This window comes from Arthrobacter sp. C152 (genome assembly GCF_054890965.1).
In genome coordinates, this window is sequence record NZ_JBTZSU010000013.1 from 34178 (window position 1) to 58142 (window position 23965).

Genomic DNA, 23965 nt, shown 5'->3' on the forward strand with positions numbered 1-23965 from the left:
TACTCAGTCTGACGGCACCGGGCGGAAGTACCAATTGCTGTGCAGGGGGCCACACAGAGGCACGGGTGGTGTCCAAATAATGGACGCCTGCATACGGCTTCCAGGTTAAACCACTAAGATCTCCGCAACCACCCCCGCGTTTTGGAAGCTCTCTCATGACATCAACTCCTGAAAAGACCCTCGCCAGCACCCGCCCCGCACAGCCCCGCTACGGGCAGATGCTCGGGCCGGAAGCGAAGGGCATCCTGGTCCTCGACGAGTTCACCATTGACCCTGCAGCCGCGCGCAAGGAGCAGCACCGCTTCCGCGACGGCGTGGCCGCCGTCGCCCGGACCGTGCGCCGCATCGCAGCCCTGCGCGTGGTGATCGCCCTCGTTGCCATCGGCAACCTGCCCCTGTTCCTGCTCTCCAGCGGATGGTGGATCTACGGCGTTTCGCTCACCCTGGTCGTCGCAGTCCACACCGCCGTGACGCTGCTGAACCGGCACGAGCCGCGGCTCAAGCAGCGCTCCGCCCTGGAACTGCACATGCACCGTGAACGCAGCGCCAACTACCGCAAGGTACGCGACGCCGTGAAGTACATGATCGACACCCCCAGCCGCATGAACGAGCATCTCTACCTGGAGCTGCTGGCCGTCAAGCGGGTCGCGCTGAACCTGGCCCACGGCACGGTCGCCCTCCTGGACACCAGCGATGAGCACGCCTGGAAGGTGCGGATCGTCCGCGAGCTGCCCGCCAGCTAAGCCAGGCTTCCTGGATTAAAAGAACGACGCCGGCACATCCCTTCTGGGGGTGTGCCGGCGTCGTCGTTTGGTCGACGGAATTTGTCTATCGCCGACCTGCCTGTGTCGCCTTGGGAGGCGGTGCGGCACGTGCCGCTGCTGTTACGCGGGAAGCTGGATGACCTGTCCCTCGAAGACGAGGTTCGGATCCGGAATGGTGTCCAGGTTGGCGTCGGCCAGGTGCTGCCAGCCGCCCTCGATGCCGAGCTTCTGGGCAACGATGCTCAGCGTATCGCCGGCCTGCAGCGTATAGGTCTCGCCACTGACCGGGACGGACGTGGCGTGCCGCGGCGCCGGAGCCTGCTGGGCCGGTGCGCTCTGGACCTGGACGTTTTGTGCGGCCGCGTTCTGTACCGGTGCACTCTGGATGGGCGCGCTCTGCACGGGCGCGCCGCCCCCGCCGCTGAGGCCGAGCTGGGACGCGCAGGACGGCCACGCTCCCCAGCCCTGGGAGGCCTGGACCCGCTCCGCCACGGCGATCTGCTGATCCCGGCTGGCATCCGCCGGAGAGCCGGTGCCGCCATAGGCGGCCCACGTGCTGGAGGTGAACTGCAGGCCGCCGGAGAAGCCGTTGCCGGTGTTGGTGGACCAGTTGCCACCGCTTTCGCACTGCGCCAGGGCATCCCAGGTGGAGGTGGGGGTTGCTGCGTTGGCCGCGGTGGCTGAAAGCGCCAGACCCGCCGCTGAGACGGCAGCCAGGGTGACTCCGCGGCGCGCGGCAGTACGGAATTTGGTGTTTTTCATGGTGGTGATGCTCCTGAAGGCCACCAGCGCTGGTTCCGTCCCCGGAGATCGTCGCGCCACTGCCCGCCCCTGACGAATAGAGGTCAATGTCGGTGGCTGCCGCTGGGCAGTTCTGGTGAAGGCAGCACCTGGCAATCAATGAGCCCGCCGTGCGGGCATGCTTTTCACGCTAGGACATCACCTTGGCGTTATCAAATCGAAACCGGCCCGGCGTGTTGGACTATCCTGACCGGATGGACAACTTTGCCGGCGGCAGCACCATGCCCGAAACCGAAGCGGACATCGCGGAACCCGCGGTCCCTGCCAACCCACTCCCCGTGGCTGAACTGCACCTGCACATCGAAGGCACGCTGCAGCCCGAACTGATTTTTGCCCTGGCGGAGCGCAACGGCGTCGCCCTGCCCTACTCGGGCCTGGACGAACTCCGGGAAAAGTATGAGTTCACGGACCTGCAGTCCTTCCTGGACCTCTACTACGCGAACATGGCGGTACTGCGCACGGAGCAGGACTTTGCCGACATGACCCGCGACTACCTCCAACGCGCCGCAGCGGCCGGGGTACGGCACGCCGAAATCATGATGGACCCGCAGGCGCACCTCTCCCGCGGCATCCCCCTGGACGTGTGCGTCAACGGCGTGGCCTCCGTGCTGGCCACGTCCCAGGAGGACTACGGCATCTCCACCCTGCTGATCGCCGCGTTCCTGCGTGACCTTCCGGAGGACTCGGCGCTGGAAGTCTTCGGCCAGCTGCTGGCCATGAACGCGCCCATCGGTGCCATCGGACTGGACTCGGCCGAGGTGGGAAACCCGCCCGCCAAATTTGAACGGCTCTACGCCAAGGCGCGCGAAGCAGGCCTGCGGCTGACGGCGCACGCGGGGGAGGAGGGCCCGGCGTCCTACATCACAGAGGCCCTGGACATCCTGGGCGTCGAGCGCATCGACCACGGCATCCGCTGCATGGAGGACCCCGAGCTGGTGGAGCGCCTCGTCGACGCCCGGATTCCGCTGACTGTCTGCCCTCTGTCCAACGTCCGCCTGCGCGCCGTGGACACGCTTGCCGACCACCCGCTGCCCGCCATGCTGGCCGCCGGGCTGAACGTTTCCGTCAATTCGGACGATCCTGCCTACTTCGGCGGCTACGTGGATGACAACTTCGCCCAGCTGGCCGCGGTATTCGATCTTTCCGACTTCGACAAGGCCCGCCTGGCCGCCAACTCCATCCACTCGTCCTTCGCGACCGAGGAGCGGAAGGCCGAGCTGCTGGCGGAACTGAACGGCCGGGAAGTGGCCCCCTGACCGCCAATGTGTCAGGCGCAACACCACTGCCTGCGGCCCGGTAAACTGTGTGCCGCAGGCGTGTCCGGGGGAGTGCAGGGCAGCACCCATGTCAGCGCTTTGAGGGTTATGCAGACAGCCCTTACCTGAGACCTCCGCCTCACTTGCGGCGTAATCCGCTTCACAGTCGGTCACGACACACAGAGTTAACCAATTAAAGTCGCGCGATTTAATCGGCAGTTGGCATGATGCCTAAGACCGATCGCTTTCATAAAAGGGGAATCATGGCCAAGTCCACCGCAGAAAACACGTTCCTTCGACTCAAGACCGTCCTGGATGTCCTGACCGAAGGCGTGTGGTCCGGCGATGCACTGAACGCGGGCCAGGTCCTCGCGGAAGCAACCGCCCGCGTGCCGTTCAACGAGCACGAGGCCGAACTCCTCAGCGGCGGCATCCCCCGCGGCCACAAGACCCTCACCTCGGCCACCGCCAAGCTGGTCAAGGCAGGCTGGCTGGTCAAGGGCCGTTCCGGCTGGACCATCACCGATGACGGCATGCGTGCCACGGTGGCCTTCCCGGACGCGGTTTCCTTCGCCACCGCCCTCGACGCCGGCACTCCGGTACCTGCGGACACCCCGGTTCCCACCGCGCCCGCCGGGTTCGTCCGCAAGTTCGCGGAGCCGGCCGCTGCCGTGCCGGCAGCCGCCGAGGCCGCGGCTAAGAAGCCTGCCAAGAAGGCTCCCGCGAAGAAGGCTGCCGCGGCCGTGGGCAAGGCGGCGAAGGCGCTTGAAGACGCCGTCGAACCTGTGGTGAAGGCCGTCCGCACCCGCAAGGCGCCGGCGAAGAAGGCTGACGTCGAAGCCGCTGCGCCGGCCGAGCCGTTCGAGGGCCCGGACGTCGAGACCCACCCGCAGCCCGAAGCCGTTGCTGTCGCCGGCGATTTCAACACCATCCTGGGCGCCCCGGAAAACTGGGCTCCGCAGTACGACGAAGCCCAGATGGAATTCGACTTCCTGGACCAGCAATGGAAGAAGAGCGCGGACCTGCCGGCCGGCTTCTACACGTTCAAGATTGCCCTGAACCGCTCCTGGACTGAGAACTACGGCGCGTTCGGCGCGTTCGATGGCCCCAACCACGAACTGCACCACGGTGGCGGCACGGTCACCATCCGCTACAACCACGCCACCCGCGACATCACCATCAACTAGGCGGCGCATCCCAACTGGGTCGCAGTAACTGTCGTTTTGGGCGCCCATAACGGCATCTACTGCTACCCGGTTGGGGGCCATCTTCCCGAGGAGGCCCGCCATGGGCAGGCATGCAGGTCCGGCACCGGATGATTCAGCGCCGGATGGCCAGGCGCCGGAGAGTGTCCGGCTGCAGGCCCGCGTCCATGGGATGGTGCAGGCGGTGGGTTTCCGCTTCTGGACCATGGGCCAGGCCGAGGACCTTGGATTGTCCGGCGAGGTAAGGAACCTGGACGACGGTTCGGTATCCGTGGTGGCCGAGGGGCCCGAGCCGAAGGTGCGCCAACTCCTCGAGTGGCTTAACTCCGGCCGCACGCCGGGCCGCGTGGACAGCGTGGAAGCCTCGATGGCTGAAGCCTCGGGTGAATTCCGCGGCTTCCGGGCGCACTGACACCCGCCGGCACTACCCCCGGGAGCTGAGGCCGATAAAGGCCCCAAGCTCCTCAAGGGCGCCCGGTTTGTGCGGCATGTAGCTGGTCAGTTCCGGGGAACGGATGATGACGGCCCGCCACTGCCCGCGCGACACCGCCACGTTGATCCGGTTCCTGTTGAGCAGGAACTCGGCCCCGCGTGGCGCCTCCGCGACGGCTGAACAGGCCATGGACACGATGACCACCGGTGCTTCCTGGCCCTGGAACTTATCCACGGTGCCCACGCGCACGTCCGGCAGGCCGGCCTCCGCCAGGGCCTTCCGGACCAGGTGGACCTGGGCGTTATAGGCAGCCACGACCAGCAGGTCCTGCTGCTCCAGCGGCCTGGCCTCGGTGTCCGCCCCCGCTTTCCACTTCAATCCGATATGGCGCCGGGCCTGGCGCACCACCTCGTCCGCTTCTTCCTTGGAGGCCGTGGCGTTGCCGCTGTGGCCCACGAACACTGTCTCAACTCCGGGCGCCACACCTTCCAGCTCCCGCAGCGAGGCGGCGGGAGCGGCCTGAAGCTTGCCCTCGTAGCTGAGGATGGAGACCGCACGGCAAAGCTCCGGGTGCATCCGCCAGGTGTCGGCCAGGAAATAGCCCAGGGCCGCGGGCAGGGTGGGGTGCCCGGCCGCGAGCCAGCCCAGCGCGGACTCATCCACAGGTTCCGGGTGGGCTCCCTGCGTCACCTGGGGCAGCTGCTGCGGATCACCGAGCAGGAGCAGCCTGGACGCTGACCGGCTGACTGCGAGCGTGTTGGCCAGGGAGAACTGGCCGGCCTCGTCGATGACCAGCAGGTCCAGCGACCCGGCGGGGACCTCCTTGCCGGTCATGGTCCAGGCGGTGCCGCCCACCAGGCAACCCCCGGGGGAGGACAACAGCCGGGACACGTCGCCGTCGGCTGTTGCCTTCCACGGCACATCATGCGGCGCGGCCAGCTTCTTGGCCACCCGGGACGGGTCCACGCCGCCCCGGGCAATGGCGCAGCAGAGCAGGTTTTCGACGACGTTATGGGACTGGCCCACGACGCCCACCTTCCACCCCTCCGCCACGAGGGCGCCAATCACGTGGGCGCCAACGTACGTCTTTCCCGTTCCTGGAGGGCCCTGTACGGCCAGGTAGGACCGGTCGAGGTCCCGGACGGATTCGGTGATGGCGCCCGCGTAATCGGCGGCACCGTCGCCGTGCCGTACTTCCGCCGGCCCCGGGAGGGAGTGGAAACGCGGCGGCAGCTTGCGCAGGATGTCCAGTGCCGGCTGGGAGGGAATGGACGGCACCGAGGAACCGACAGCTTGGGCTATCGCTGCGATGGCCGCCTCGATGCCGGCGGTGGCCAGGGGCTGGTCCTCGGTCAGCGCAACCGGCACGTGCGGGTACGCGGCGACCTTTTTGGACTCTTTCTCGGAGATAGTAATGACGGTGTGTCCCGGATTGTCCGGAGCCGGCCTGACGGCGTCGATACGTGTCTTGAAGGTGTACGCCCGGGCGTTGGGCGCGGCGTTTGGGGCCGCCATGCCGTCGGGGGCCGGGGGATCGTACAAGCGGCACCACGTGGAGTCGGGACGGAAATCGGACCCTTCCGACATGGTGCCCCGGAGGTGCAGCACACGCGTACGCATCCGCTCGGTGGGCTTCGCCAGCGCCCAGTCGGAAGAAACCTCGGCCGATTCAACCATGAACACGTTCCGCTGCCCGGACCAGCTCTCCAGGGGTGCCTCCACCCGGTCGAAGTGCTGCCACCAGAACTGCTTGCGTTCCCGGCGGTGGTAGCCCGTGGCCGCAGCCACCATCGCGATGGCGCGTTCGTCATCGGTCCAGGGCCGGTTGTCCGGCAGGCCGGCCAGGTACTCCCGCAGCCGCTGTTCCTCCGGGGTTTCCGCCACCGCTTCCGGGTCCTTGCTGTCTGCAGGATCCGGCATGGGGACCGCTGCCCGGGCTTCCAACGCCGCCCCACCCGGTACGGACGCGGCATCCGCGGAGGCCGGGGGCGTGATCTGCAGCAGCCAGTCCCGCAGCCGCAGCGTGGACAGGCAGTCGTACTGGTTGTAGTCCGAGATGGAGGCCAGGACCGTTTCGGCGTCCACGCTGCGCCCGGCATCGCGGGCAGCGCAGTACGCCGCGTAGGCCACCACGGAGGCGCCGGCGTCCTTGACGTCCCCGGACCGCAGGTTGCCGCCCATGTACAGCGGTTCCAGCTTCTTGATGGAGTAGGACGCCTCTGAGATGCGCAGCGAGTGCTTCACCGTGGCGTACAGGTCCACCAGCAGGCCCTGCCGCAGCCAGTCATCCACGGTGTCCTCTCCGGCCTGGTGGGCCAGGGAGAGGTTCCTCAACGCCGTCTTTTCATACGGCGCGTAGTGGTAGACGTGCATGTCCGGGTAGCGGGCACGGCGATTTTCCACATAGTCCAGGAAGTCCAGGAAGGCCCGGCGTTCACCGGCCCGGGAGTGTGCCCAGAAAGGCCGGAAGACAGGCGTGCTGTCCCGCGGGACCGGGGCTTCGATGACGCCGAACAGATACTCGATGCCCCAGGCGCCGGTGGCCGGGTCCTGCCAGAGCGGGTCGCCCTCGAAATCGAAGAAGATATCGCCGTCGCTGGGTGCCGGCAGCGACCCGATGGTGTGTTCCGGGAGGACAGTGTAGGAGACGGTGTGGGGTGAGCCGTCCTTGGTGAAGGTCCGGGATCCCGCGGCCCCGTCCAGGCCAAGCTGCATCCGCGCCTGCGCGCGCAGCCGCACCACCGCATCATGGGCTTCACCGGCCGGCATGGCCGCCAGTTCGTCGATCGTGGTGATGTTCGCTGCCTGCAGCTTCCGCCGCTGGACCACGGACATGCCGGCCACCATCAGCAGGTCCCGGTGCAGTTGCACCTGTTCGGCGCAGTAGTCGCACCGGCCACAGTGCACGAGGCCGGGCTGCTGCCACTGTACGGCGGCGTCGCCCGCGCGGTGGCCGGCCGTCAGCTCGCGGAAGCGACGGCGCCGGTCGCGGAAGACGGGCAGCAGGTCCGGCAGGGAATGGTGGCTGCGGAGCCAGTCCTCCCCGGCGCGGGTGCCCAGGACCAGCGTGACGACGGGGGAGGGCTCAAGTCCCATCGCCAGCAGCTGGTCGCCGTACGCCGCGAGCTGCAGCAGGGCACCCACCTTGGCGTGCCGGGCGAGCTTGGTGTCCCATACCTCGTAGCGGCCAGGGTTTCCTGTCCCGGCGGCTTCGTTGACCAGGAAGTCCGCGTAGCCCAGGAACTCGCCGTCGAAGAACGTGGCCTGGAAGACCACATCGGCGCCCGAGCGCAGGGCCAGCTCGGTTTCCGCATGCTTGGCCTGGAGTTCCCCGCGCAGGGGCTGGCCGCGTTCCAGCGAGTAGACCCCCGTGCCGCGGCTGGCGTCCCACCCGCCGTACCTGGCCACCAGGCTGGCCAGGACGGCCTGTTCGTGCCGGTCGCCGAGTTCGCCTGCCCGGACCTTCATCTCGTCGGCGGGAAACTCCGCCTTCGCGGCGCGGCCCAGCTTTTCGTCCAGGATCCGCAGCGTGCGGTACTCGCACTCGCTGGCGGCCACGAGGTCGCTGGCCGAAAAGACCAGGTCCGGCGGCGTTCCGGGGCCGTCAGCTTCGATCAGGAACACAGGGCCTCCCCAACAATTTCCGGGCCGGCGGACTGTTCCGCCTGCCCTGGTGAACAGCTTCTTCAAACCTAGCAAGGGGCACCGACAAAAGACGTCGCGGACCATCCGGAGCTGCCGCACGCCCACGGCAGGATCTTTCGTGGACGCCGGCGCAACCCCGCAGTACCCTGTGACTGCGGGCAGCCGCCACAGCGTCTGGCCGGCAGGTGCAGGCGCCCGTCCCATTCCGGCGCCGCGTGTGGGTCTGCGACCTGGGGGCAACGAACCGGCCCTATCGGCTGCGGGCGGGGGCCTTGCCAACGCCGGCAGCCGGCGGTTATTCCCCCATTCCAGAAGAGGTTCCAACCATGAGCATCCATCTTCGCCGCATCGCCGTTGCCAGCCTTGCCGGGCTGTCTATTTTTGCCGCCGGGGTCACCCCGGCACAGGCCGCCAACGACGGCGCGAGCTGCGTCGGCATCATTGTTTCCACCCAGGCGCAGGCGGGGGAGCTTGACGTGAACTACTTCAAGGACCTGGCCGAGGACGAGGATGCGCCCAATTTCGGGCAGTTCGTCCAGGAGGGAGCCCGGCTGCATGAGGGTTCCCTGAAAGCGTGCTTTCCCGATTGATGAGTAGCCCCGGGCGCCACAAGCCGCCCCGGAACACGGCAGGCGTACGACGGCGGGACCTCCCGCCGTCGTACGCCTGCCCGGGATGCGGCTAGGTCAGGCGCGCGACGCTGCGGCGGGAAGGACGGCGTGCCGCGCCGTCGGAAAACAGCTCGGGCGTGGCTTCCTGGATCCGCTGCACGTCCTCGAAGACGGCGCGGAGATGGAGCCGCAGGCTGCTGTCCGCACCGGAGAGGTTGTTGGCTTCCAGCGCGTCAACCACGGCGGTGTGCTGCTCGATCAGGGTGGACACGGGCCTGGTGTCCAGAAGGCTCATCCGGCGGGCCCGGTCCAGGTGCGCCTTGGCGGAGTTGACCGCAGCCCAGGCCGATTCGTGGCCGGCCAGGCGCAGGAGTTCGCGGTGGAAGTCTTCGTCCAGGCGGAAGAATTCCTCCACGTCGCCGCGGGCGTCGGCGTCCGACTGGGCCCGGAGGATGTCCCGCAGGCCGCCGATGCCCGCACTGTCCACCGCCAGGTCCCGCAGCGAAGCGCATTCGATGGCCTCGCGGACGAACTGTGCCTCGGAAACACGGCCTAGGTCCACGAGGGAGACGAACGAGCCGATCTGCGGGAAGACCTGGACCAGCCCTTCCTCCCGGAGCAGGATGAGGCTCTCGCGCACCGGCGTCCGGCTGACGCCCAGTTCCTGCGCCAGTTCGTTTTCCGACAACGGCTCACCGGGGGGCAGCTGCAGCGAAATGATCCGCCGCCGCAGCGTCTCAAGGGTCTGGTCGCGCACCGAAAGCCGGGGGGAGGCGCCTCTTTTGTCCGTTGCCATGCGATCAGTCTAACTGGTTGACACACTAGAATGGTAGTGCTTGTATGGTAGTAGAAATCGACGTGCTGCCGCTCACTCTGCGCCGACCCTGAGGGCCCGGACCGGGCAGCCCACAGCTTTCCCGCTGACCACCTCCCCTCCAACGTCCTCCAACGTCCCCATCCACAGCATCACCTGCAAAGGAGCAACTGATGACCGAAAGCATTGCGCCGCCCACCAGCAGCCAGGCCGAGGCCCGCACCACCCGCGACCTCGCCAAGGTGGCCGTCTCCGGCTGGCTCGGCACCGCCATGGAATTCATGGACTTCCAGCTGTATTCCCTGGCGGCGGCCATTGTCTTCAACAAGATCTTCTTCCCGGATGTCAGCCCGGTCATCGGCCTGATTGCCGCCATGGCCACGTACGGCGTGGGCTACGTGGCCCGCCTGTTCGGGGCCGTGTACTTCGGCCGCATGGGCGACCGGATCGGCCGCAAGAAGGTCCTCTACATCACCATCGCCCTGATGGGCGCCTCCACCACCCTGATCGGCGTCCTTCCCACCTATGCCATGATCGGCATCTGGGCCCCCATCCTGCTGGTGGCCCTGCGGCTCATCCAGGGCTTCGGCGCCGGCGCGGAAATCGCCGGAGCCACCGTGATGCTGGCCGAGTTCGCCTCCGCCCGCCGCCGCGGCATCATCTCCTCCCTGGTGTGCCTGGGCACCAACTCCGGCACCCTCGGCGCCTCGGCGCTGTGGGCCATCCTGGTCGCATCGCTCTCCCAGGAAGACCTGCTGAGCTGGGGCTGGCGCATTCCGTTCCTGGCCAGCTTCGTGATCATGATCTTCGCCGTCTGGATCCGCCGCTCCATCAAGGAAAGCCCCGTCTTCGAACAGCGCGCCGACGTCGTGGACGGTGTCGCGCTCACCCGGGACAAGATCAAGACCGCCGCCAAGACCCCCGAACTCTCCGGCACCAGCACCATCGAGGCCGCCCTGCACCAGAAGAAGGGCAAGTCGTTCCTCATCGCACTGGGCCTGCGCTTCGGCCAGGCCGGCAACTCCGGCCTGGTGCAGACCTTCCTGGTGGGCTACCTGGCCACCGTGCTGCTCACCGACAAGACCGTGGGCACCAACGCCATCATGTACGGCTCCCTGCTCGGCTTCATCACCATCCCCGTGGTCGGGCTCCTCGGTGACCGCTTCGGCCGCCGCCCGCTGTACCTGGTGCTGAGCGCCCTGACCGCCGTGTACGCCGTCCCGATGATGCTGATGATCACCAGCGGCAATGCCGCCGTCATCACCATCGCCATGGTGATCGGCCTGAACCTCGGCGTCCTGGGTCTGTTCGCCATGGAAAGCGTCACCATGGCCGAGTTCTTCGGCGCCCGCACCCGCTTCACCCAGCTGGCCCTGGCCAAGGAAATCGGCGGCATCCTGGCCACCGCCATCGGCCCCATCCTGGCAGCCACCCTTACCGCCGTCACCGGGCATTGGTGGCCGCTGGCCGCCATGCTCATCGGCTACTCGCTGATCACCCTGGTCTCCGCCGCCGTCGGCCCCGAGGTCCGCGGCCGCGACATGGTCCGCCTCGAGGACGCCGTATGAAAGCGGTCGTCGTCCACGGCGCCAACGACCTGCGCATCGACGAACGCCCCGAGCCGGCAGCCGGGCCCGGGGAAGTAGTGCTCGACGTCGAATGGGGCGGCATCTGCGGCAGCGACCTTTCGTACTGGCGCCACGGAGCGTCGGGGACGGCCGCGCTGACGTCACCGCTCGTCCTCGGGCACGAGGTGGCGGGCCGGATCGCAGCGCTCGGTGCCGGCGTCGACCACCTCGAAGTGGGACAGCCCGTGACGGTGCACCCGGCCGAACTGGTGGGGGACGGCACCATGCCGGAACGCCTGCGCGGACGCACCAACCTGTACCCGCAGATCCGCTACTTCGGCTCGGCGGCCTTCGACCCGCACACCGACGGCGGCTTCAGCGAACGCAAGCTCGCCAAGGCATTCCAGGTCCGTCCGCTGCCCGACGGCGTGGACACCCTCCGCGGGGCACTGGCCGAACCGCTCGCCGTCGCCATGCACGCCGTGGGCCGGGCGGGAGGCCTGGCAGGGCGCGACATCCTGGTCAACGGGGCCGGACCCATCGGTTCGCTGGTGGTCGCGGGGGCCAGGTACGCCGGGGCCAGGAGCATCACCGCCACCGACATCAGCGACGCGTCGCTGCGGATTGCCAGGGCGATGGGCGCCGACGAGGTCCTGAACGTTTCACACAACCCACTCCCGGCGGACGTGGAACTGGTCTTCGAGGCCACCGGCATCCCGGCGGTGCTGGGCAGCGTCCTGCGGGCCACGGCCCGCGGCGGCACCATCGTCCAGGTGGGCAACCTGCCCGGCGCGCCCGCGGCCTCCGCACTGGGCGACCTCGTCACCCGGGAGATCACCTGGATCGGTTCCTACCGGTTCGTCGACGAGATCACCGATGCGCTGCAGGCCATGGCCCACGGCCTGGACGTCTCGCCCGTCATCACCCACACCTTCGGCATCGATGACGCGGAGGACGCCATGCGGACCGCCGCGGACCCGGCCGCCGGCAGCAGCAAGGTCATGCTCCGCCTCTCCTGACCCAACTAACTAGCAGTAGATGTCGTTTTGAGGGCTCAAAACGACATCTACTGCGACCTACATTGCACATCCACCATTTGAAGGACTCCCAGTGAAGATCACCGACGCACGGGTTGTGGTTTCGTCGCCCGGACGGAATTACGTGACGCTCGTTATTGAAACCGAGGACGGCATCACCGGCATTGGCGACGCCACCTTGAACGGCCGCGAACTGGCGGTGGCGTCGTACCTCTCCGAGCACCTCTGCCCGCTGCTGATCGGCCGCGACGCGCGCCGGATCGAGGACGCCTGGCAGTACTTCTACAAGGGCGCCTACTGGCGCCGCGGCCCGGTGACGATGACGGCGATCGCCGCGATCGACGTCGCGCTGTGGGACATCAAGGGCAAGGCAGCCGGCATGCCCGTCTACGAACTCCTCGGCGGCGCCGCCCGCGAGGGGGTGATGGTGTACGGGCACGCCAGCGGCTCCACCCTGGAGGACCTCAGCGCGGATTTCCAGCACCACCTGGACCTCGGCTACAAGGCCATCCGGGCCCAGGCCGCAGTCCCCGGCCTGGATAAGACCTACGGCATCGCGCCGGTGGACGGAAAGTTGTACGAGCCGGCCAGCGGCAACGTGCCGCAGGAAGACGCCTGGGAAACCACCGCCTACCTGGACTTCGCGCCCAGAATGATGGCCCACGTCAGGGATGAATTCGGGTACGGCGTCCACGTTCTGCACGACGTCCACCACCGGCTGACGCCCATTGAGGCAGGCCGGCTGGGTGCTTCGCTGGAGCAGTACCGGCCGTTCTGGATCGAGGATCCGACGCCGGCCGAGGACCAGTCCGCGTTCCGGCTGATCCGCCAGCACACCACCACGCCCATCGCCGTCGGTGAGGTGTTCAACTCCATCTGGGATTGCCAGCAGCTGATTACCGAGCGCCTTATCGACTACATCCGCACGTCCGTCTCGCACGCCGGCGGCATCACCCACCTGCGGCGGATATTCTCGCTTGCGGACCTGTACGGCGTCCGCTCCGGCTCGCACGGCGCCGGGGACCTTTCCCCGGTCTCGTTCGCCGCAGCGCTCCACGTGGACATGTCCATTCCCAACTTCGGCATCCAGGAATACATGGGCCACCGCGACCCGGCGGGCGAGGTCTTCACCACCTCCTACTCCTTCAACGACGGCTACATGCACCCCGGCGACGCACCGGGCCTGGGCGTAGAGTTCAACGAGGAAGCCGCCACTCGGTTCCCCTTCGACCCCAAGTACCTGCCGGTGAACCGGCGCCTCGACGGATCGGTGCACGACTGGTGAACACTTCAGCTTTCGACGTGGTGGTGATGGGGGAGATCCTCGTCGAGGTCGCCACCGACCTGCCCTTCGCCCACGGCGTCCCGGCGCAGCTGGGCATCTCCGGCGACGCCCTCAACGTCGCCGCGGCCGCCGCCGCAGCGGGCGCCAGGGTGGGGCTGCTGTCCGTACTGACCGACGACGACCTGGGCCAGGCCATCGCTGCCCGGATCGACGAACTGGGCATCTCTACCGCGCTCCTGAAGTTCCGCCGCGGCCAGCAGGGCGTCTACCTGGTCCACAGCGACCCCGACGGCGAACGCGAGTTCTCCTACGCACGTTCCCGCAGCGTCGGCTCCACTCTGGGCCCGGACGACGTCGACCCGGACGTTTTCGCCGGGGCCGGCGCCGTGGTGGCGGGCGGCATCGCCTGCGCAATTTCGACGACGGCACGCGCCGCCGTCGTCAAAGCCGCGGGCCTGGCCAAGCGGTTTGTTTACGATCCGAACTACCGCCCCCGCCTCACTACGGCGGAAGACGCGGCGGCGGCACTCACCGAACTCGCGCCGCAGGCCTTCCTGGTCACGCCATCCTTCCCCGGCGAAACCAGCGCCCTGCTGGGCGTTTCCTCGGCCGAAGACGCGGCCGCACGACTGCGCTCCCTGGGCGCCGCCAACGTCGCCGTCACCTGCGGCGCCAAGGGCGTGCAACTCGAAGCGGACGGCATCTCCGCCTGGGTCCCGGCCATCCCGGCACCTGCCGTGGTGGACCAGACCGGTGCAGGCGACGCCTTCGTCGGCACCCTGACAGCACGCCTGGTGCTCGGGGACGACTTCCCGACGGCGGCCCGCTACGGTGCGGCGGCGTCGTCATTGGTGGTGGGCGGCAAGGGCGGCACCGGCTTCATTCCCACGTTCGAACAGACCCGGGCCCACGCGGCCGGGACCTTCCTGGAGGGAACAGTGCCATCGAACGCCTGAGCCGTACCAGCCTGGCGGCCACCGGCCGGCAGCCGCGGCTGCGCCCCGACAAGCTCCAGCCAGGCATCGTCCACCTGGGTCTCGGGGCCTTCGCCCGAGCCCACACCGCCGTCTTCACCGAGGACGCCATGCTGTCCACCGGCGATTTTGGGTGGGGGATTGTCGGGGTCACCCAGCGCTCGGACACGGTCGCGCGTCAGCTGGCGCCGCAGGACGGGCTCTTCACCGTGGCCGAACGCGGTGACGGCGCAGCTCCGGCACGCATCGTCTCCAGCATCGTCGAGGCCATCTCCGGCAGGGACACCCCGGACCTGGTGGTGGAACGGATCGCCGCACCTGCCACGAAGATCGTCACCCTCACCATCACGGAAAAGGGCTACCGGTTCGATCCGCGCACCGGCACCCTTGACCTGGCCGACCCGGACATCCAGGCGGACCTCGGCGGGCAGGCGCCGCTGACGGCGATCGGACAGATCGCGCGGGGCCTGCAGCAACGCGCCCGGACCGGCGCCGGGCCCGTCACCGTGGTGTCCTGCGACAACCTGCCCGGCAACGGCGAACTCACCCGGACGCTCGTCCGCGGCTTCGCGTCCGCGCTGCCGGCACCCGAGGGTGATGACCTGCTGGCCTGGATCGATGCCAACACAGCCTTCCCCTCCACCATGGTGGACCGGATGGTGCCCGCCACCACCGACGGCGACCTTGGCGCCGTCGAACGCGGACTCGGCCTGCGGGACGAAGCCGCCGTGGTGGCCGAACCCTTCAAACAGTGGGTCATCGAGGACACCTTCGCCGCCGGACGGCCCCGCTGGGAAGACGCCGGCGCCCTCTTCAGCACCGACGTCGCCGCGTGGGAATCCGCCAAGCTGCGGCTCCTCAACGCCAGCCACTCGATGCTGGCCTACCTGGGCCTGGCCGCCGGCAAGGAAACCATCAGCGACGCCGTCGGAGTCGACGCGTTCCGCACCGCCTGCCGGCGCATGATGCTGGAGGAAGCCCTGCCCAGCATCACCCTGCCCGCGGAGCTGGAAGGGGAGCGGTACTGCGAAGAAGTCCTCCGCAGGTTCGCAAATCCCGCCCTGGGCCACACCACCGCCAAGGTTGGCAGCGACGGTTCCCAGAAGATCGGCCTGCGCCTGCTTCCCACCATCCGCGGAACGCTCGACGCCGGCCGCGAACCACGGTGGGCCGCGCTCGCCGTCGCCGCCTGGATGCACCATGTGGCCACCACCCCGGAGGCGGACCTGGACGATCCCCTGGCAAAGGAGCTGCAGGCTGCCCTTCCGGAAACCCGCACGGCGGACACCGTGGTGCCCGCACTGCTTGGCTTCAGGGCCGTTTTTGGCCCGGACCTGGCCGGGCACGAAGAATTCCGCAACCTGCTCCTGCACTGGTACCGCACCTTCGACAGCGGCACCATCGACAACGGGCTGACCGGCCCGGGAAATGAGATCAACCATGGCTGACGCGTCCGCCGTCCTGAACGTTTCACCGGTCATCCCGGTGGTCACCATCGACGACCCACAGGACGCCGTGCCCCTGGCCCGCGCGCTGGTGGCCGGCGGCGTGAAGATCATCGAACTGACCCTCCGGACCGGGTCCGCGCTGACCTCCCTGAAGCTCATCGCCGAGGAGGTGCCGGACATCCTGGTGGGTGCCGGCACCATCCTCACCCCGGCGCAGGCCGATGCCGCCGTGCAGGCCGGGGCGAAGTTCCTGGTCAGCCCCGGCGTCACGCCCGCCCTGCTCACCTCCATGCTGTCGCTGGAGGTCCCGGTGCTTCCCGGCGTCGCCACGGTGGGCGAGGTGATGGCCGTCCTGGAGGCCGGCCTGGACGCCATGAAGTTCTTCCCTGCCGGCCCCGCCGGTGGCCCGAAGTACCTGGCGGCCATCGGCGCACCCATCCCGCACGTGCAGTTCTGCCCCACCGGCGGCATCAGCCTGGCCACCGCGCCGGACTACCTGGCGCTGCCCAACGTGGCCTGCGTGGGCGGCAGCTGGCTCACCCCGGCAGACGCCGTCGCGGCCAAGGACTGGGCCCGCATCACGGACCTGGCCTCCGGCGCGGCGGCCCTCCAGCGGTAAGCCCCCCAACTAGGTCATGCCTGGGCGTCCGCCCGCACCTGGGCCTTGTCATGCTCGGTGTGGGCGTTGCGGAGCAGTTCCAGGAACTCGCTTTCGTGCCGGATCAGCCGCTTGTACTTCTCGGGAAGCTTCCGGATCTGCTCCTCCTCGCGGACCATCTTGGTGAAGATCTTGTCCCGCTCCGCCATGTCCGTCTCGTAGTTGAGGTCAAGGTACTCGGTGGCGTGCCGGCGGGCACCGGAGACCGCGTTCTTGGCCTTGCCCTTGGGGCTGAAGACGGACGCCAGGATGGTGACCAGCAGGACCCCCAGGATCACGCTGAGCGAGAGTCCGGTGCTGACTTCCACCACGTTGACGTGCTTGCCGTCGTTGATGAACGGCAGCGTGTTCTCGTGGAGGGCGTGAAGGATCAGTTTCACGCCGATGAAGCCCAGGATCACGGCCAGGCCGTAGGAGAGGAAGATCAGGCGGTCCAGCAGGCCGTCGATCAGGAAGAAGAGCTGCCGCAGGCCCATCAGGGAGAACGCCGTGGCTGTGAAGACGATGAAGACGTTCTGGGTCAGGCCGAAGATCGCCGGGATCGAGTCGAGGGCGAACAGGATGTCCGTGCCGCCGATGGCCACCATCACCAGCAGCATCGGCGTCAGCACCCGCTTGCCGTTTTCGACGGTGAACAGCTTGTCGCCGTCGTAGTGCTGCGAGGCGGGCAGGAACTTCCTGGCGAGCCGGACCACCAGGCCATCGGAGTCGTCGTCGTGGCTGTCCGGCTTAAGCAGGTTGCCGGCGGTGACCAGCAGGATGAGCCCGAAGATATAGAACACCCAGGCGAAGCTGTTGATCAGCGCAGCGCCCAGGAAGATGAACGCGGTCCGGGCGATCAGGGAGAACACGATGCCGAACAGCAGCACCTTCTGCTGGTCCGCGCGGGGCACCTTGAAGCTGGCCATGATGATCAGGAACACGAACAGGTTGTCCACGGACAGGGCCTTCTCCGTGACGTAGCCGGCGAAGTACTCCGTGCCCATGGTGGGGCCGCCGAATATGAGCACCCCGAGTCCAAACACCAGCGCGATGCCCACGTAGATCGCGGACCAGGTGGCGGACTCCTTGAGGGATGGCGTGTGGGCCTTGCGGACGTGGAAGAAGAAATCGAAGGCCAGCAGCCCCACGATTCCCGCAATGGTCAGGGTCCAGGCAAGGGCAGGTACTTCCACGCGGCGGCCTTTCGTCGGGGTTGTCCCCCCAGCCTACCTAAGCGGGCTTCAGGAGCCCGTGCTCCAGGACGGCGGCGCGGGACAGCGTCTTGTACCCTTCCTGTTCAAACAGCACCGTGATGACGTCGTCCTCGTGCCGCATCACCAGGCCCGGCCCCCACTCCTTGTGGACCACGGCGGACTGGAGCGGGAAGGGCTCGCCAACTGCAGAGCCGTCGCCGCCGCCGTCGGACGCCTTGCGCGGGACATGCCGGTTGGCCTCGGCGCACCCGTCGCAGTTGCCGCACGGCCCGGGCAGGTCCTCGCCGAAGTAGCCCAGCAGGAACTGCCGGCGGCAGCCGTCCGCCTCCGCGTAGGCGCGCATCATGGTGAGCCGGGAATGCTCTACCCGCTGCCGGGCTTCGGAGCGTTCGACGGCGGCCTCCACCAGTGCGGGCAGCTTGGCCTTGGAGGCCAGCCGGACGCCCCGCTTGCCGGGGCTGACGGCGCCGGCCTCCTGCAGCTGGTTGAGCAGGGCGGTGATGCGCCGGGCCGGGAACCCTGTCAGTTCCGCCAGGGACGACCTGGGTGCCGGGCCGTCGGCTGCCTTGAGGACCTTCAGGACCGCGAGGAGCGAGTCCGGGTCGGGGGAGTGGGTGCCGAAGAACTTCCGCAGCCCCAGGTCCTCCGAGCGGTAATGCAGGACGGCGGACGCGTGCCCGCCGTCCCGGCCGGCACGCCCGATTTCCTGGTAGTAGGCGTCGAGGGACTCCGGGATGTCGGAGTGGACCACGAAGCGGACGTTGGGCTTGTCGATCCCCATCCCGAATGCGGTGGTGGCCACCACCACGTCCAGGTCGCCGTTGAGGAACTCTTCGTGGATGCGTTCCCGGTCGCGGGCGGAACGGCCGGCGTGGTAGGCCTCCGCGCGGAGCCCTTCCTTGGCCAGCTTGGCGGCATACTTTTCGGTGTCCTTCCGCGTGGCGGCATACAGCAGCCCCGGGCCCTGCCTGGCGAAGTCCAGTACCTGCGCCAGCACCGCCTTGCGTTTGCCCTTGTCCTCGTGGTGGCGGACCACGTCCAGGCTGATGTTGGGCCGGTCGAAGCCGCGGACCAGGACCAGCGGGTCAACCATGCCGAGCCGCTCCACGATTTCGTCCCGCACGGGTGGTGATGCGGTGGCCGTCAGCGCGGCGACCGGCGGATTTCCCAGCTGCGTGCGGACGTTGCCAAGCCCCAGGTAGTCAGGGCGGAAGTCATGGCCCCAGGAGGAGACGCAGTGCGCTTCATCCACCACGAACAGGGAGATATCCAGGGCTGCGATCCGGTCCACGGTGGACTGCTTGGCCAGCTGCTCTGGGGCGAGGAAGAGGAACGCTGCCTTGCCGTCCTCTGCAGCCTTCCACGCCGCGGCCACCTCGGAGTCGCTGTGGGACGAGTTGATGGCGACGGCCGCCTCCGGGCCCAGGTCGTCGGCCAGCCCGTCCAGCTGGTCCTCCTGCAGCGCGATGAGGGGGCTCACCACGACGGCGGGGCGTCCCGTTGCGCGGTGCAGGTGCAGTGCCGCCACCTGGTAGATGGCCGATTTGCCGTAGCCCGTGGGCATCACGGCCAGGACGTCACGGCCATCCGTCAGGGCGGCCATGCCGTCCAGCTGGCCTGCACGAAGGTCCGGGAGGGAGAAGGCGGACGCGGCGAGGGCGCGAAGGGCGGGTTCGTCGGACATGTAGCAGGCTCCGCACGGCAGGAAGGAAACACGGCCGGTGGCTTCAGCCTTGGCAACCAGCCTACGCCAGCCGCGTGCCGCCGTCGTACGTGGAACCCGCACCCCGCATGACCGGCCCCAGCCCGCATAGACGGTGCTGCCACCCAACGGTTATGCGGGGAGGGGCAGCCCATGTCCTGCCGGCTACTGCGCGGGCATGCCCCGCCCGCCTTCGCCGATCAGCTGGAACGCCACCCGAGCGGCTTGGGCCACTGCGGCGGCCGCTGCCTCCCGGTCCCCGGGGCTTCCCGTCCCGGCCTCAAGCGCCGCGGCGTACCCCACCAGGAAGGTGGTGATGGGGGCGGCGGCATGGATGACGTTGTCCGAGGATTTGCGGGCGAGGTCCAGGAGCAGTTCATGGTCCACGTCCAGGTCCGGAATCTGCAATGCCTGGGCCAGCCGGCTGCTCCACTGGTCCAGGACCTGCGCTTCGTCGTCGTTCATGGCCATGGGTTCTCCCTTGCTGGTGGGTGGGCGGGGGTTTAGGTGTCGATGGTGGACATGTTGGGGTAGCGGGCGCCGGCCGTGGCTCCGGCGGGTGCCAGCTGGTCGAGCAACTGGAGGTCGTCCTGGCTCAGCTCCACATCCACTGCGCCCAGGTTCTCGCGCAGCCGGTCCCGCTTCTTGGTCCCGGGAATCGGCACGATGTGGCTGCCCTGGGCCAGCAGCCACGCCAGGGCCAGCTGGCCGGGAGTGCACTGCTTCCGGCCCGCGAGTTCCCTGACCCGGTCCACGAGTTCGAGGTTGCGGGTGAAGTTGTCGCCCTGGAACCGGGGCGAGTGCCGGCGGAAGTCATCCTCCGCGAAGTCGTCGGCGCTGCGGATCTGCCCGGTGAGGAAGCCTCGGCCCAGTGGGCTGTACGGGACAAACCCGATGCCCAGCTCCGCAAGCACGGGAAACACCTTGGTCTCGGGCTCCCGCTCCCACAGCGAGTACTCGGTCTGCAGCGCGGTGATGGGGTGCACGGCATGGGCCCGGCGGATGGTCTCCGCCGACGCCTCGGACAGGCCCAGGTGCCGGACTTTTCCGGCCTGCACCAGTTCGGCCATGGCGCCCACGGTGTCCTCGATCGGCACGGTCTTGTCCACGCGGTGCTGGTAGTAGAGGTCGATGTGGTCCACCCCCAGCCGGCGGAGGCTGGCGTCGCAGGCGGAGCGGACATACTCGGGGCGGCCGTTGATACCCACCCAGGACCCGTCCTGCCGGCGTTCGTTGCCGAACTTGGTGGCCACCACCACCTCGTCGCGGCGGCCGGCGATGGCACGTCCCACCAGCTCTTCGTTGGTGAACGGGCCATACATGTCGGCGGTGTCCAGCAGGGTTCCGCCGGCGTCCAGGAAGTCGTGGATGGTGGCGAGCGATTCCTGCTCGTCGCCCTCGCCGTAGAACTCGCTCATGCCCATGCAGCCAAGGCCCAGGGCGGAGACGGTCAGTTGCCCGATGGTACGGGTTTTCATGCGGTTCTCCTTAGGCGTGGAACGTGCCGGGGACCGGCCCGCGGCCTGCGCGGAAACCGGCTGGTGCAGCGTAAGCCACTATAGGCAGGTCCCCTCCCGGACGCGACCATCAACAAGGGAAGCTCCCGCGCGGAAATATGCGCTGCCCGGGCCGGGTTAGGCTTTGCACGGGCAGCAGTACCCCGCAACGAAGGAGTTTCCCTTGACTGAGATCACCGTCCGCCACAACCCCGGGCGCGAGCGTTTCGAAATCCTGGACGCCGGCAACAGGATCGGCAAGGCGGCATACAAGGATTACGACGGCGGCACGGCGCCGCAGCGGATTTTCTACCACACCGTGATCAACGAGGAATACGGCGGCCAGGGGCTCGCGGGCCGGCTGGCGGAGGCCGCGCTGGACAGCACCGTGGAGGCCGGGATCGGGATCGTCCCGGTCTGCCCGTTCATCAAGAAGTTCGTGGCCAAGCATCCGGAGTACCTGGGCAGCGTGGCAGCGGTCACCCCGGCGCACCTGGAATTCCTGGAATCGGCGCTCGCGGCACGCACCCGCGCCTAGCCCGAAGGGACCCGGAAGACGACACTCCGCCGGCCATCAGGAAGCTCCCAAAAACCGGTGATTTAATCACTCCTGCCAGCGTGGCTCCGGGCCACGCTGACGTTGTTTGTGACCACCGTTCCGGGACAGGAGCCCCCGCATGTCCGAGCACCCCATGGTGCCCCCGCCGCACCGCGACGTACCCCCGCCAGCACCTGGCCCGCTGCCCGGTGCACGGCAGGCGGCACAGCGGCTGGCCCTCCTGTTCATCGCGGTGGTGCTGGTGATCGCCGGCACCATCACGCTCGCCGTGGTCCGCTCGGAACCGCGCACGGGTGGCGCGGTTCCGGCGCAGCCGGCGGTGCCTGCCTCCCCGGTGGCGGCAGCACCGGCGTCGTTGCAGGCGAGCGTGGACTCCATCCTGGACGAGGCGGACGAATACCGGATCGGGCTCGCACTGGCCGATATCAACGGGGGAGCGGAGCGCACGTTCGGCGACCAGGAGACCTTCACCGCGGCCAGCACGGCGAAAATCCTGACCGCCGCCGCCTACTACCACCTGGTGGAGAACGGTGAAGCCAGCCTGGACGAACCCCTCGGCGACTACGACGCGGCGTTCCAGCTCAAGGCCATGGTGAACGACAGCAACAACGACTCCTGGCTGCTGCTCATGGACGCGGTGGGGTATCCCCGGCTGATCGACTACGCCAAGTCCATCGGCGTTACCTACGACCCCGAGCAGAACCTCCTGACCGCCGCGGACATGGCCCTGGTCCTAAAGAAGCTGTACGCGGGCGAGCTGCTGAACGCGGACAACACGGAGCAGCTGCTCAGCTACATGCAGGACACCAACAACGAGGACCTCATCCCCGCAGGCTCCAAAGCCGGCGTGGAGGTGCACCACAAATACGGGGAACTCTCCGGCGAGCTCCACGACGCCGCACTCCTGACGTACCGCGGCTCCACGTTCGCGCTGGTGATCTACACCGAGAACCCCGACGGCGTCCAGGACGACGGACAGGCGGACGTGATCCGTGAACTGACCCGGGCGGTGGAAGACGCCCTGTTTCCGGCAGTGACAGCGCCCCAGTAAGGGACGCCACACCCTGGCAGGGTCCATCAAAGTCGACCCCTCCGCGGGCTGTAGGACAGACTGTTACCGTGAGCAACAACCCCCGGACTGCCCTGGCCGTCGCCGGCCTCAGCCTGGGCACGGCACTGAACCCGCTGAACTCTTCCATGATCGCCGTGGCCCTCGTGGTGCTGCGCGCGGACTTCGGGCTCGACGTCGCCGCCGTCACCTGGGTGGTCACCTCCTTCTACCTCGCCTCGGCCGCGGGCCAGCCGGTCATGGGCAGGCTGGCCGACCGGTTCGGGCCGCGGCGGATGTTCATGCTGGGCATGGGCCTGGTGGCCATCACCTGCGCCTTGGCGCCGCTGGCCCCGAACTTTGCGCTGCTGTGCGTGGCGCGGGCGGTCATGGCGCTGGGCACGGCCACGGCCTACCCCAGCGCGGTGGTGATGGTGGGTGCGCTGGCACACCGGGCAAAAGTGGACACGGCCCGCCCGCTGGGCCGCCTGCAGATGGCCAACACCTCCGCCGCCGCGGTGGGGCCGGTCGTCGGCGGTTTGCTGGTGGCGCTGGTGGGCTGGGAGGCGCTCTTCCTGGTCAACGTGCCGCTGGCGCTGGCTGCGCTGCTGATCGTGCGGCGGGCGGCCCCGCCCGACCAGCCCCGGGAACACGGCAGCGTGGCGGAGCTGGTACGGGATTCGGACGTTCCCGGCATCGCCGGGTTTGTCGGGGCCCTGCTGCTGGTAATGATGGCCGCACTCAACGTCGCCCCGGCCTACCGGTGGTGGATGCTGGCCGCCGGAACCGCCATCGCGGCGCTGTTTGCGTGGCGTGAGCTGCGGTTCGCCAGGCCGTTCCTGGACCTGCGGCTGCTGGGGCGGAACCGGCCGCTGCTGCTGGTGTACCTGGCGTTCGCCGTGTTCAGCAGCGTCTACTACTTTGTGTTCTTCGGCCTGCCGCAGCTGCTGCAGGAGGCCGGCGGCTACGATCCCGGACTGGTGGGGCTGCTGATGCTTCCGCTGGCGGGAATGTCCGTGGTGGCCACGCCGTGGGCGGTGACCGCGATGGGACGGTTCGGTGTGCGGCGCGTGCTGATTGCCGGCGTCGTACTGTTGACCCTGGTGGCCGCGCTGATGTGGCTGCTGACCGGCACCCTGGCCATCCCGTTCGTGGTGGTACTCACCGCCCTGATGGGCGTTCCCTACGGGACCGTCAGCATCGCCTCCAACCAGGGCATGTTCCTGTCCACCCGGCCGGAGGACAGGGGCATCGCTGCGGGCATCTACCAGACCTGCCGCTACGTGGGAGCCATCACCGCCACGGTGATGATCGGCGTGTTTGCCTCCGGCGGCGTCCACCAGGACAGCTGGATGCGGATGGTGCTGGCCATGCTGGTTCTCTGCGCCGTGACCTTCGGCATTTCGGTGTTCTGGAAGCAGCGGACCACCCCCTAGGAAGCGCCCTGCCGGCGTGCCATGCTGGC

General features: G+C 68.3%; 21 protein-coding genes. 14 read left to right on the forward strand and 7 right to left on the reverse strand.

Features of this window, described 5'->3' with window-relative positions; genetic code table 11:
• The first annotated feature begins 155 nt into the window (after nt 1–155).
• Nucleotides 156–743, forward strand: coding sequence for a hypothetical protein (locus tag ACYSM9_RS11245; protein ID WP_461857040.1), 588 nt, complete (start codon nt 156–158; stop codon nt 741–743).
• 141 nt (nt 744–884) lie between these two features.
• Here the strand turns inward: ACYSM9_RS11245 and ACYSM9_RS11250 are convergent, their stop codons facing one another.
• The gene (locus tag ACYSM9_RS11250) at nt 885–1526 is read right to left on the reverse strand and encodes a transglycosylase family protein (RefSeq protein ID WP_461857041.1); all 642 of its coding nucleotides are present in this window, start codon (nt 1524–1526) and stop codon (nt 885–887) included.
• A 233-nt stretch (nt 1527–1759) separates the two neighbouring features.
• Between ACYSM9_RS11250 and ACYSM9_RS11255 the strand changes: the two genes are divergently transcribed.
• The 3 genes from ACYSM9_RS11255 (at nt 1760) to ACYSM9_RS11265 (ending at nt 4438) form a co-directional block, all read left to right on the forward strand.
• Entirely contained in the window at nt 1760–2821 is a 1062-nt protein-coding gene (locus ACYSM9_RS11255; RefSeq protein WP_461857042.1) for an adenosine deaminase, read from the forward strand.
• Nucleotides 2822–3084: 263 nt separating this feature from the next.
• A complete protein-coding gene (locus ACYSM9_RS11260; protein WP_461857043.1) occupies nt 3085–4008 on the forward strand; it encodes a pullulanase X25 domain-containing protein in 924 nt (307 codons plus the stop codon).
• A 100-nt stretch (nt 4009–4108) separates the two neighbouring features.
• Nucleotides 4109–4438 carry an acylphosphatase gene (locus ACYSM9_RS11265; RefSeq protein ID WP_461857044.1) on the forward strand — a complete coding sequence of 110 codons (330 nt, stop codon included), beginning with the start codon at nt 4109–4111 and terminating at the stop codon, nt 4436–4438.
• Nucleotides 4439–4450: 12 nt separating this feature from the next.
• On the opposite strand, the gene ACYSM9_RS11270 is transcribed toward ACYSM9_RS11265, so the two are convergent.
• The gene (locus ACYSM9_RS11270) at nt 4451–8083 is read right to left on the reverse strand and encodes a TM0106 family RecB-like putative nuclease (RefSeq protein WP_461857045.1); all 3633 of its coding nucleotides are present in this window, start codon (nt 8081–8083) and stop codon (nt 4451–4453) included.
• A 347-nt stretch (nt 8084–8430) separates the two neighbouring features.
• On the opposite strand from ACYSM9_RS11270, the gene ACYSM9_RS11275 reads away from it, so the two are divergent.
• Entirely contained in the window at nt 8431–8694 is a 264-nt protein-coding gene (locus tag ACYSM9_RS11275) for a hypothetical protein (protein ID WP_461857046.1), read from the forward strand.
• A gap of 91 nt (nt 8695–8785) precedes the next feature.
• On the opposite strand, the gene ACYSM9_RS11280 is transcribed toward ACYSM9_RS11275, so the two are convergent.
• Nucleotides 8786–9511, reverse strand: a complete 726-nt coding sequence (locus tag ACYSM9_RS11280; RefSeq protein WP_461857047.1) for a GntR family transcriptional regulator — start codon at nt 9509–9511, stop codon at nt 8786–8788.
• Between the two features lie 191 nt (nt 9512–9702).
• Here ACYSM9_RS11280 and ACYSM9_RS11285 point away from each other — a divergent pair, with 191 nt between their 5' ends.
• From ACYSM9_RS11285 to eda, 6 genes are all read left to right on the forward strand, one after another.
• The gene (locus ACYSM9_RS11285; protein WP_461857048.1) at nt 9703–11097 is read left to right on the forward strand and encodes an MFS transporter; all 1395 of its coding nucleotides are present in this window, start codon (nt 9703–9705) and stop codon (nt 11095–11097) included.
• The gene (locus ACYSM9_RS11290; RefSeq protein ID WP_461857049.1) at nt 11094–12116 is read left to right on the forward strand and encodes an L-idonate 5-dehydrogenase; all 1023 of its coding nucleotides are present in this window, start codon (nt 11094–11096) and stop codon (nt 12114–12116) included. Before ACYSM9_RS11285 ends, ACYSM9_RS11290 begins: the two co-directional genes overlap by 4 nt.
• Before the next feature lie 91 nt (nt 12117–12207).
• Nucleotides 12208–13419: a D-mannonate dehydratase ManD gene (gene manD, locus ACYSM9_RS11295; protein WP_461857050.1), complete on the forward strand. Its 1212-nt coding sequence runs from the start codon at nt 12208–12210 to the stop codon at nt 13417–13419.
• Nucleotides 13416–14375: a sugar kinase gene (locus ACYSM9_RS11300; RefSeq protein WP_461857051.1), complete on the forward strand. Its 960-nt coding sequence runs from the start codon at nt 13416–13418 to the stop codon at nt 14373–14375. The genes manD and ACYSM9_RS11300 overlap by 4 nt, the downstream gene beginning before the upstream one ends.
• 74 nt (nt 14376–14449) lie before the next feature.
• Nucleotides 14450–15841 carry a mannitol dehydrogenase family protein gene (locus ACYSM9_RS11305; protein WP_461857107.1) on the forward strand — a complete coding sequence of 464 codons (1392 nt, stop codon included), beginning with the start codon at nt 14450–14452 and terminating at the stop codon, nt 15839–15841.
• Nucleotides 15834–16460 carry a bifunctional 4-hydroxy-2-oxoglutarate aldolase/2-dehydro-3-deoxy-phosphogluconate aldolase gene (eda, locus tag ACYSM9_RS11310; RefSeq protein ID WP_461857052.1) on the forward strand — a complete coding sequence of 209 codons (627 nt, stop codon included), beginning with the start codon at nt 15834–15836 and terminating at the stop codon, nt 16458–16460. The genes ACYSM9_RS11305 and eda overlap by 8 nt, the downstream gene beginning before the upstream one ends.
• Before the next feature lie 14 nt (nt 16461–16474).
• Here eda and ACYSM9_RS11315 read toward each other — a convergent pair whose 3' ends face one another.
• The 4 genes from ACYSM9_RS11315 to ACYSM9_RS11330 form a co-directional block, all read right to left on the reverse strand.
• A complete protein-coding gene (locus ACYSM9_RS11315) occupies nt 16475–17674 on the reverse strand; it encodes a TerC family protein (protein ID WP_461857053.1) in 1200 nt (399 codons plus the stop codon).
• A 37-nt stretch (nt 17675–17711) separates the two neighbouring features.
• Entirely contained in the window at nt 17712–19379 is a 1668-nt protein-coding gene (locus tag ACYSM9_RS11320; protein ID WP_461857054.1) for a RecQ family ATP-dependent DNA helicase, read from the reverse strand.
• A gap of 183 nt (nt 19380–19562) precedes the next feature.
• Nucleotides 19563–19868 (reverse strand): DUF6457 domain-containing protein, encoded by a 306-nt coding sequence (locus tag ACYSM9_RS11325; RefSeq protein ID WP_461857055.1) that lies wholly within the window; start codon nt 19866–19868, stop codon nt 19563–19565.
• Nucleotides 19869–19900: 32 nt separating this feature from the next.
• The gene (locus tag ACYSM9_RS11330; RefSeq protein ID WP_461857056.1) at nt 19901–20875 is read right to left on the reverse strand and encodes an aldo/keto reductase; all 975 of its coding nucleotides are present in this window, start codon (nt 20873–20875) and stop codon (nt 19901–19903) included.
• Nucleotides 20876–21077: 202 nt separating this feature from the next.
• On the opposite strand from ACYSM9_RS11330, the gene ACYSM9_RS11335 reads away from it, so the two are divergent.
• From ACYSM9_RS11335 to ACYSM9_RS11345, 3 genes are all read left to right on the forward strand, one after another.
• Nucleotides 21078–21431, forward strand: coding sequence for a GNAT family N-acetyltransferase (locus ACYSM9_RS11335; protein WP_461857057.1), 354 nt, complete (start codon nt 21078–21080; stop codon nt 21429–21431).
• A gap of 139 nt (nt 21432–21570) precedes the next feature.
• Nucleotides 21571–22503 (forward strand): serine hydrolase, encoded by a 933-nt coding sequence (locus tag ACYSM9_RS11340; RefSeq protein WP_461857058.1) that lies wholly within the window; start codon nt 21571–21573, stop codon nt 22501–22503.
• 68 nt (nt 22504–22571) lie between these two features.
• Nucleotides 22572–23936 (forward strand): MFS transporter, encoded by a 1365-nt coding sequence (locus ACYSM9_RS11345; protein ID WP_461857059.1) that lies wholly within the window; start codon nt 22572–22574, stop codon nt 23934–23936.
• Nucleotides 23937–23965 lie beyond the last annotated feature (29 nt).

Excerpts from the sequence above, each read along its gene's own strand:
- ACYSM9_RS11245 (WP_461857040.1), top strand. The coding sequence starts at position 156 with ATGACATCAACTCCTGAAAAGACCCTCGCCAGCACCCGCCCCGCACAG.
- ACYSM9_RS11250 (WP_461857041.1), bottom strand. The coding sequence starts at position 1,526 with ATGAAAAACACCAAATTCCGTACTGCCGCGCGCCGCGGAGTCACCCTG.
- ACYSM9_RS11255 (WP_461857042.1), top strand. The coding sequence starts at position 1,760 with ATGGACAACTTTGCCGGCGGCAGCACCATGCCCGAAACCGAAGCGGAC.
- ACYSM9_RS11260 (WP_461857043.1), top strand. The coding sequence starts at position 3,085 with ATGGCCAAGTCCACCGCAGAAAACACGTTCCTTCGACTCAAGACCGTC.
- ACYSM9_RS11265 (WP_461857044.1), top strand. The coding sequence starts at position 4,109 with ATGGGCAGGCATGCAGGTCCGGCACCGGATGATTCAGCGCCGGATGGC.
- ACYSM9_RS11275 (WP_461857046.1), top strand. The coding sequence starts at position 8,431 with ATGAGCATCCATCTTCGCCGCATCGCCGTTGCCAGCCTTGCCGGGCTG.
- ACYSM9_RS11280 (WP_461857047.1), bottom strand. The coding sequence starts at position 9,511 with ATGGCAACGGACAAAAGAGGCGCCTCCCCCCGGCTTTCGGTGCGCGAC.
- ACYSM9_RS11285 (WP_461857048.1), top strand. The coding sequence starts at position 9,703 with ATGACCGAAAGCATTGCGCCGCCCACCAGCAGCCAGGCCGAGGCCCGC.
- ACYSM9_RS11290 (WP_461857049.1), top strand. The coding sequence starts at position 11,094 with ATGAAAGCGGTCGTCGTCCACGGCGCCAACGACCTGCGCATCGACGAA.
- eda (WP_461857052.1), top strand. The coding sequence starts at position 15,834 with ATGGCTGACGCGTCCGCCGTCCTGAACGTTTCACCGGTCATCCCGGTG.
- ACYSM9_RS11320 (WP_461857054.1), bottom strand. The coding sequence starts at position 19,379 with ATGTCCGACGAACCCGCCCTTCGCGCCCTCGCCGCGTCCGCCTTCTCC.
- ACYSM9_RS11325 (WP_461857055.1), bottom strand. The coding sequence starts at position 19,868 with ATGGCCATGAACGACGACGAAGCGCAGGTCCTGGACCAGTGGAGCAGC.
- ACYSM9_RS11330 (WP_461857056.1), bottom strand. The coding sequence starts at position 20,875 with ATGAAAACCCGTACCATCGGGCAACTGACCGTCTCCGCCCTGGGCCTT.
- ACYSM9_RS11340 (WP_461857058.1), top strand. The coding sequence starts at position 21,571 with ATGTCCGAGCACCCCATGGTGCCCCCGCCGCACCGCGACGTACCCCCG.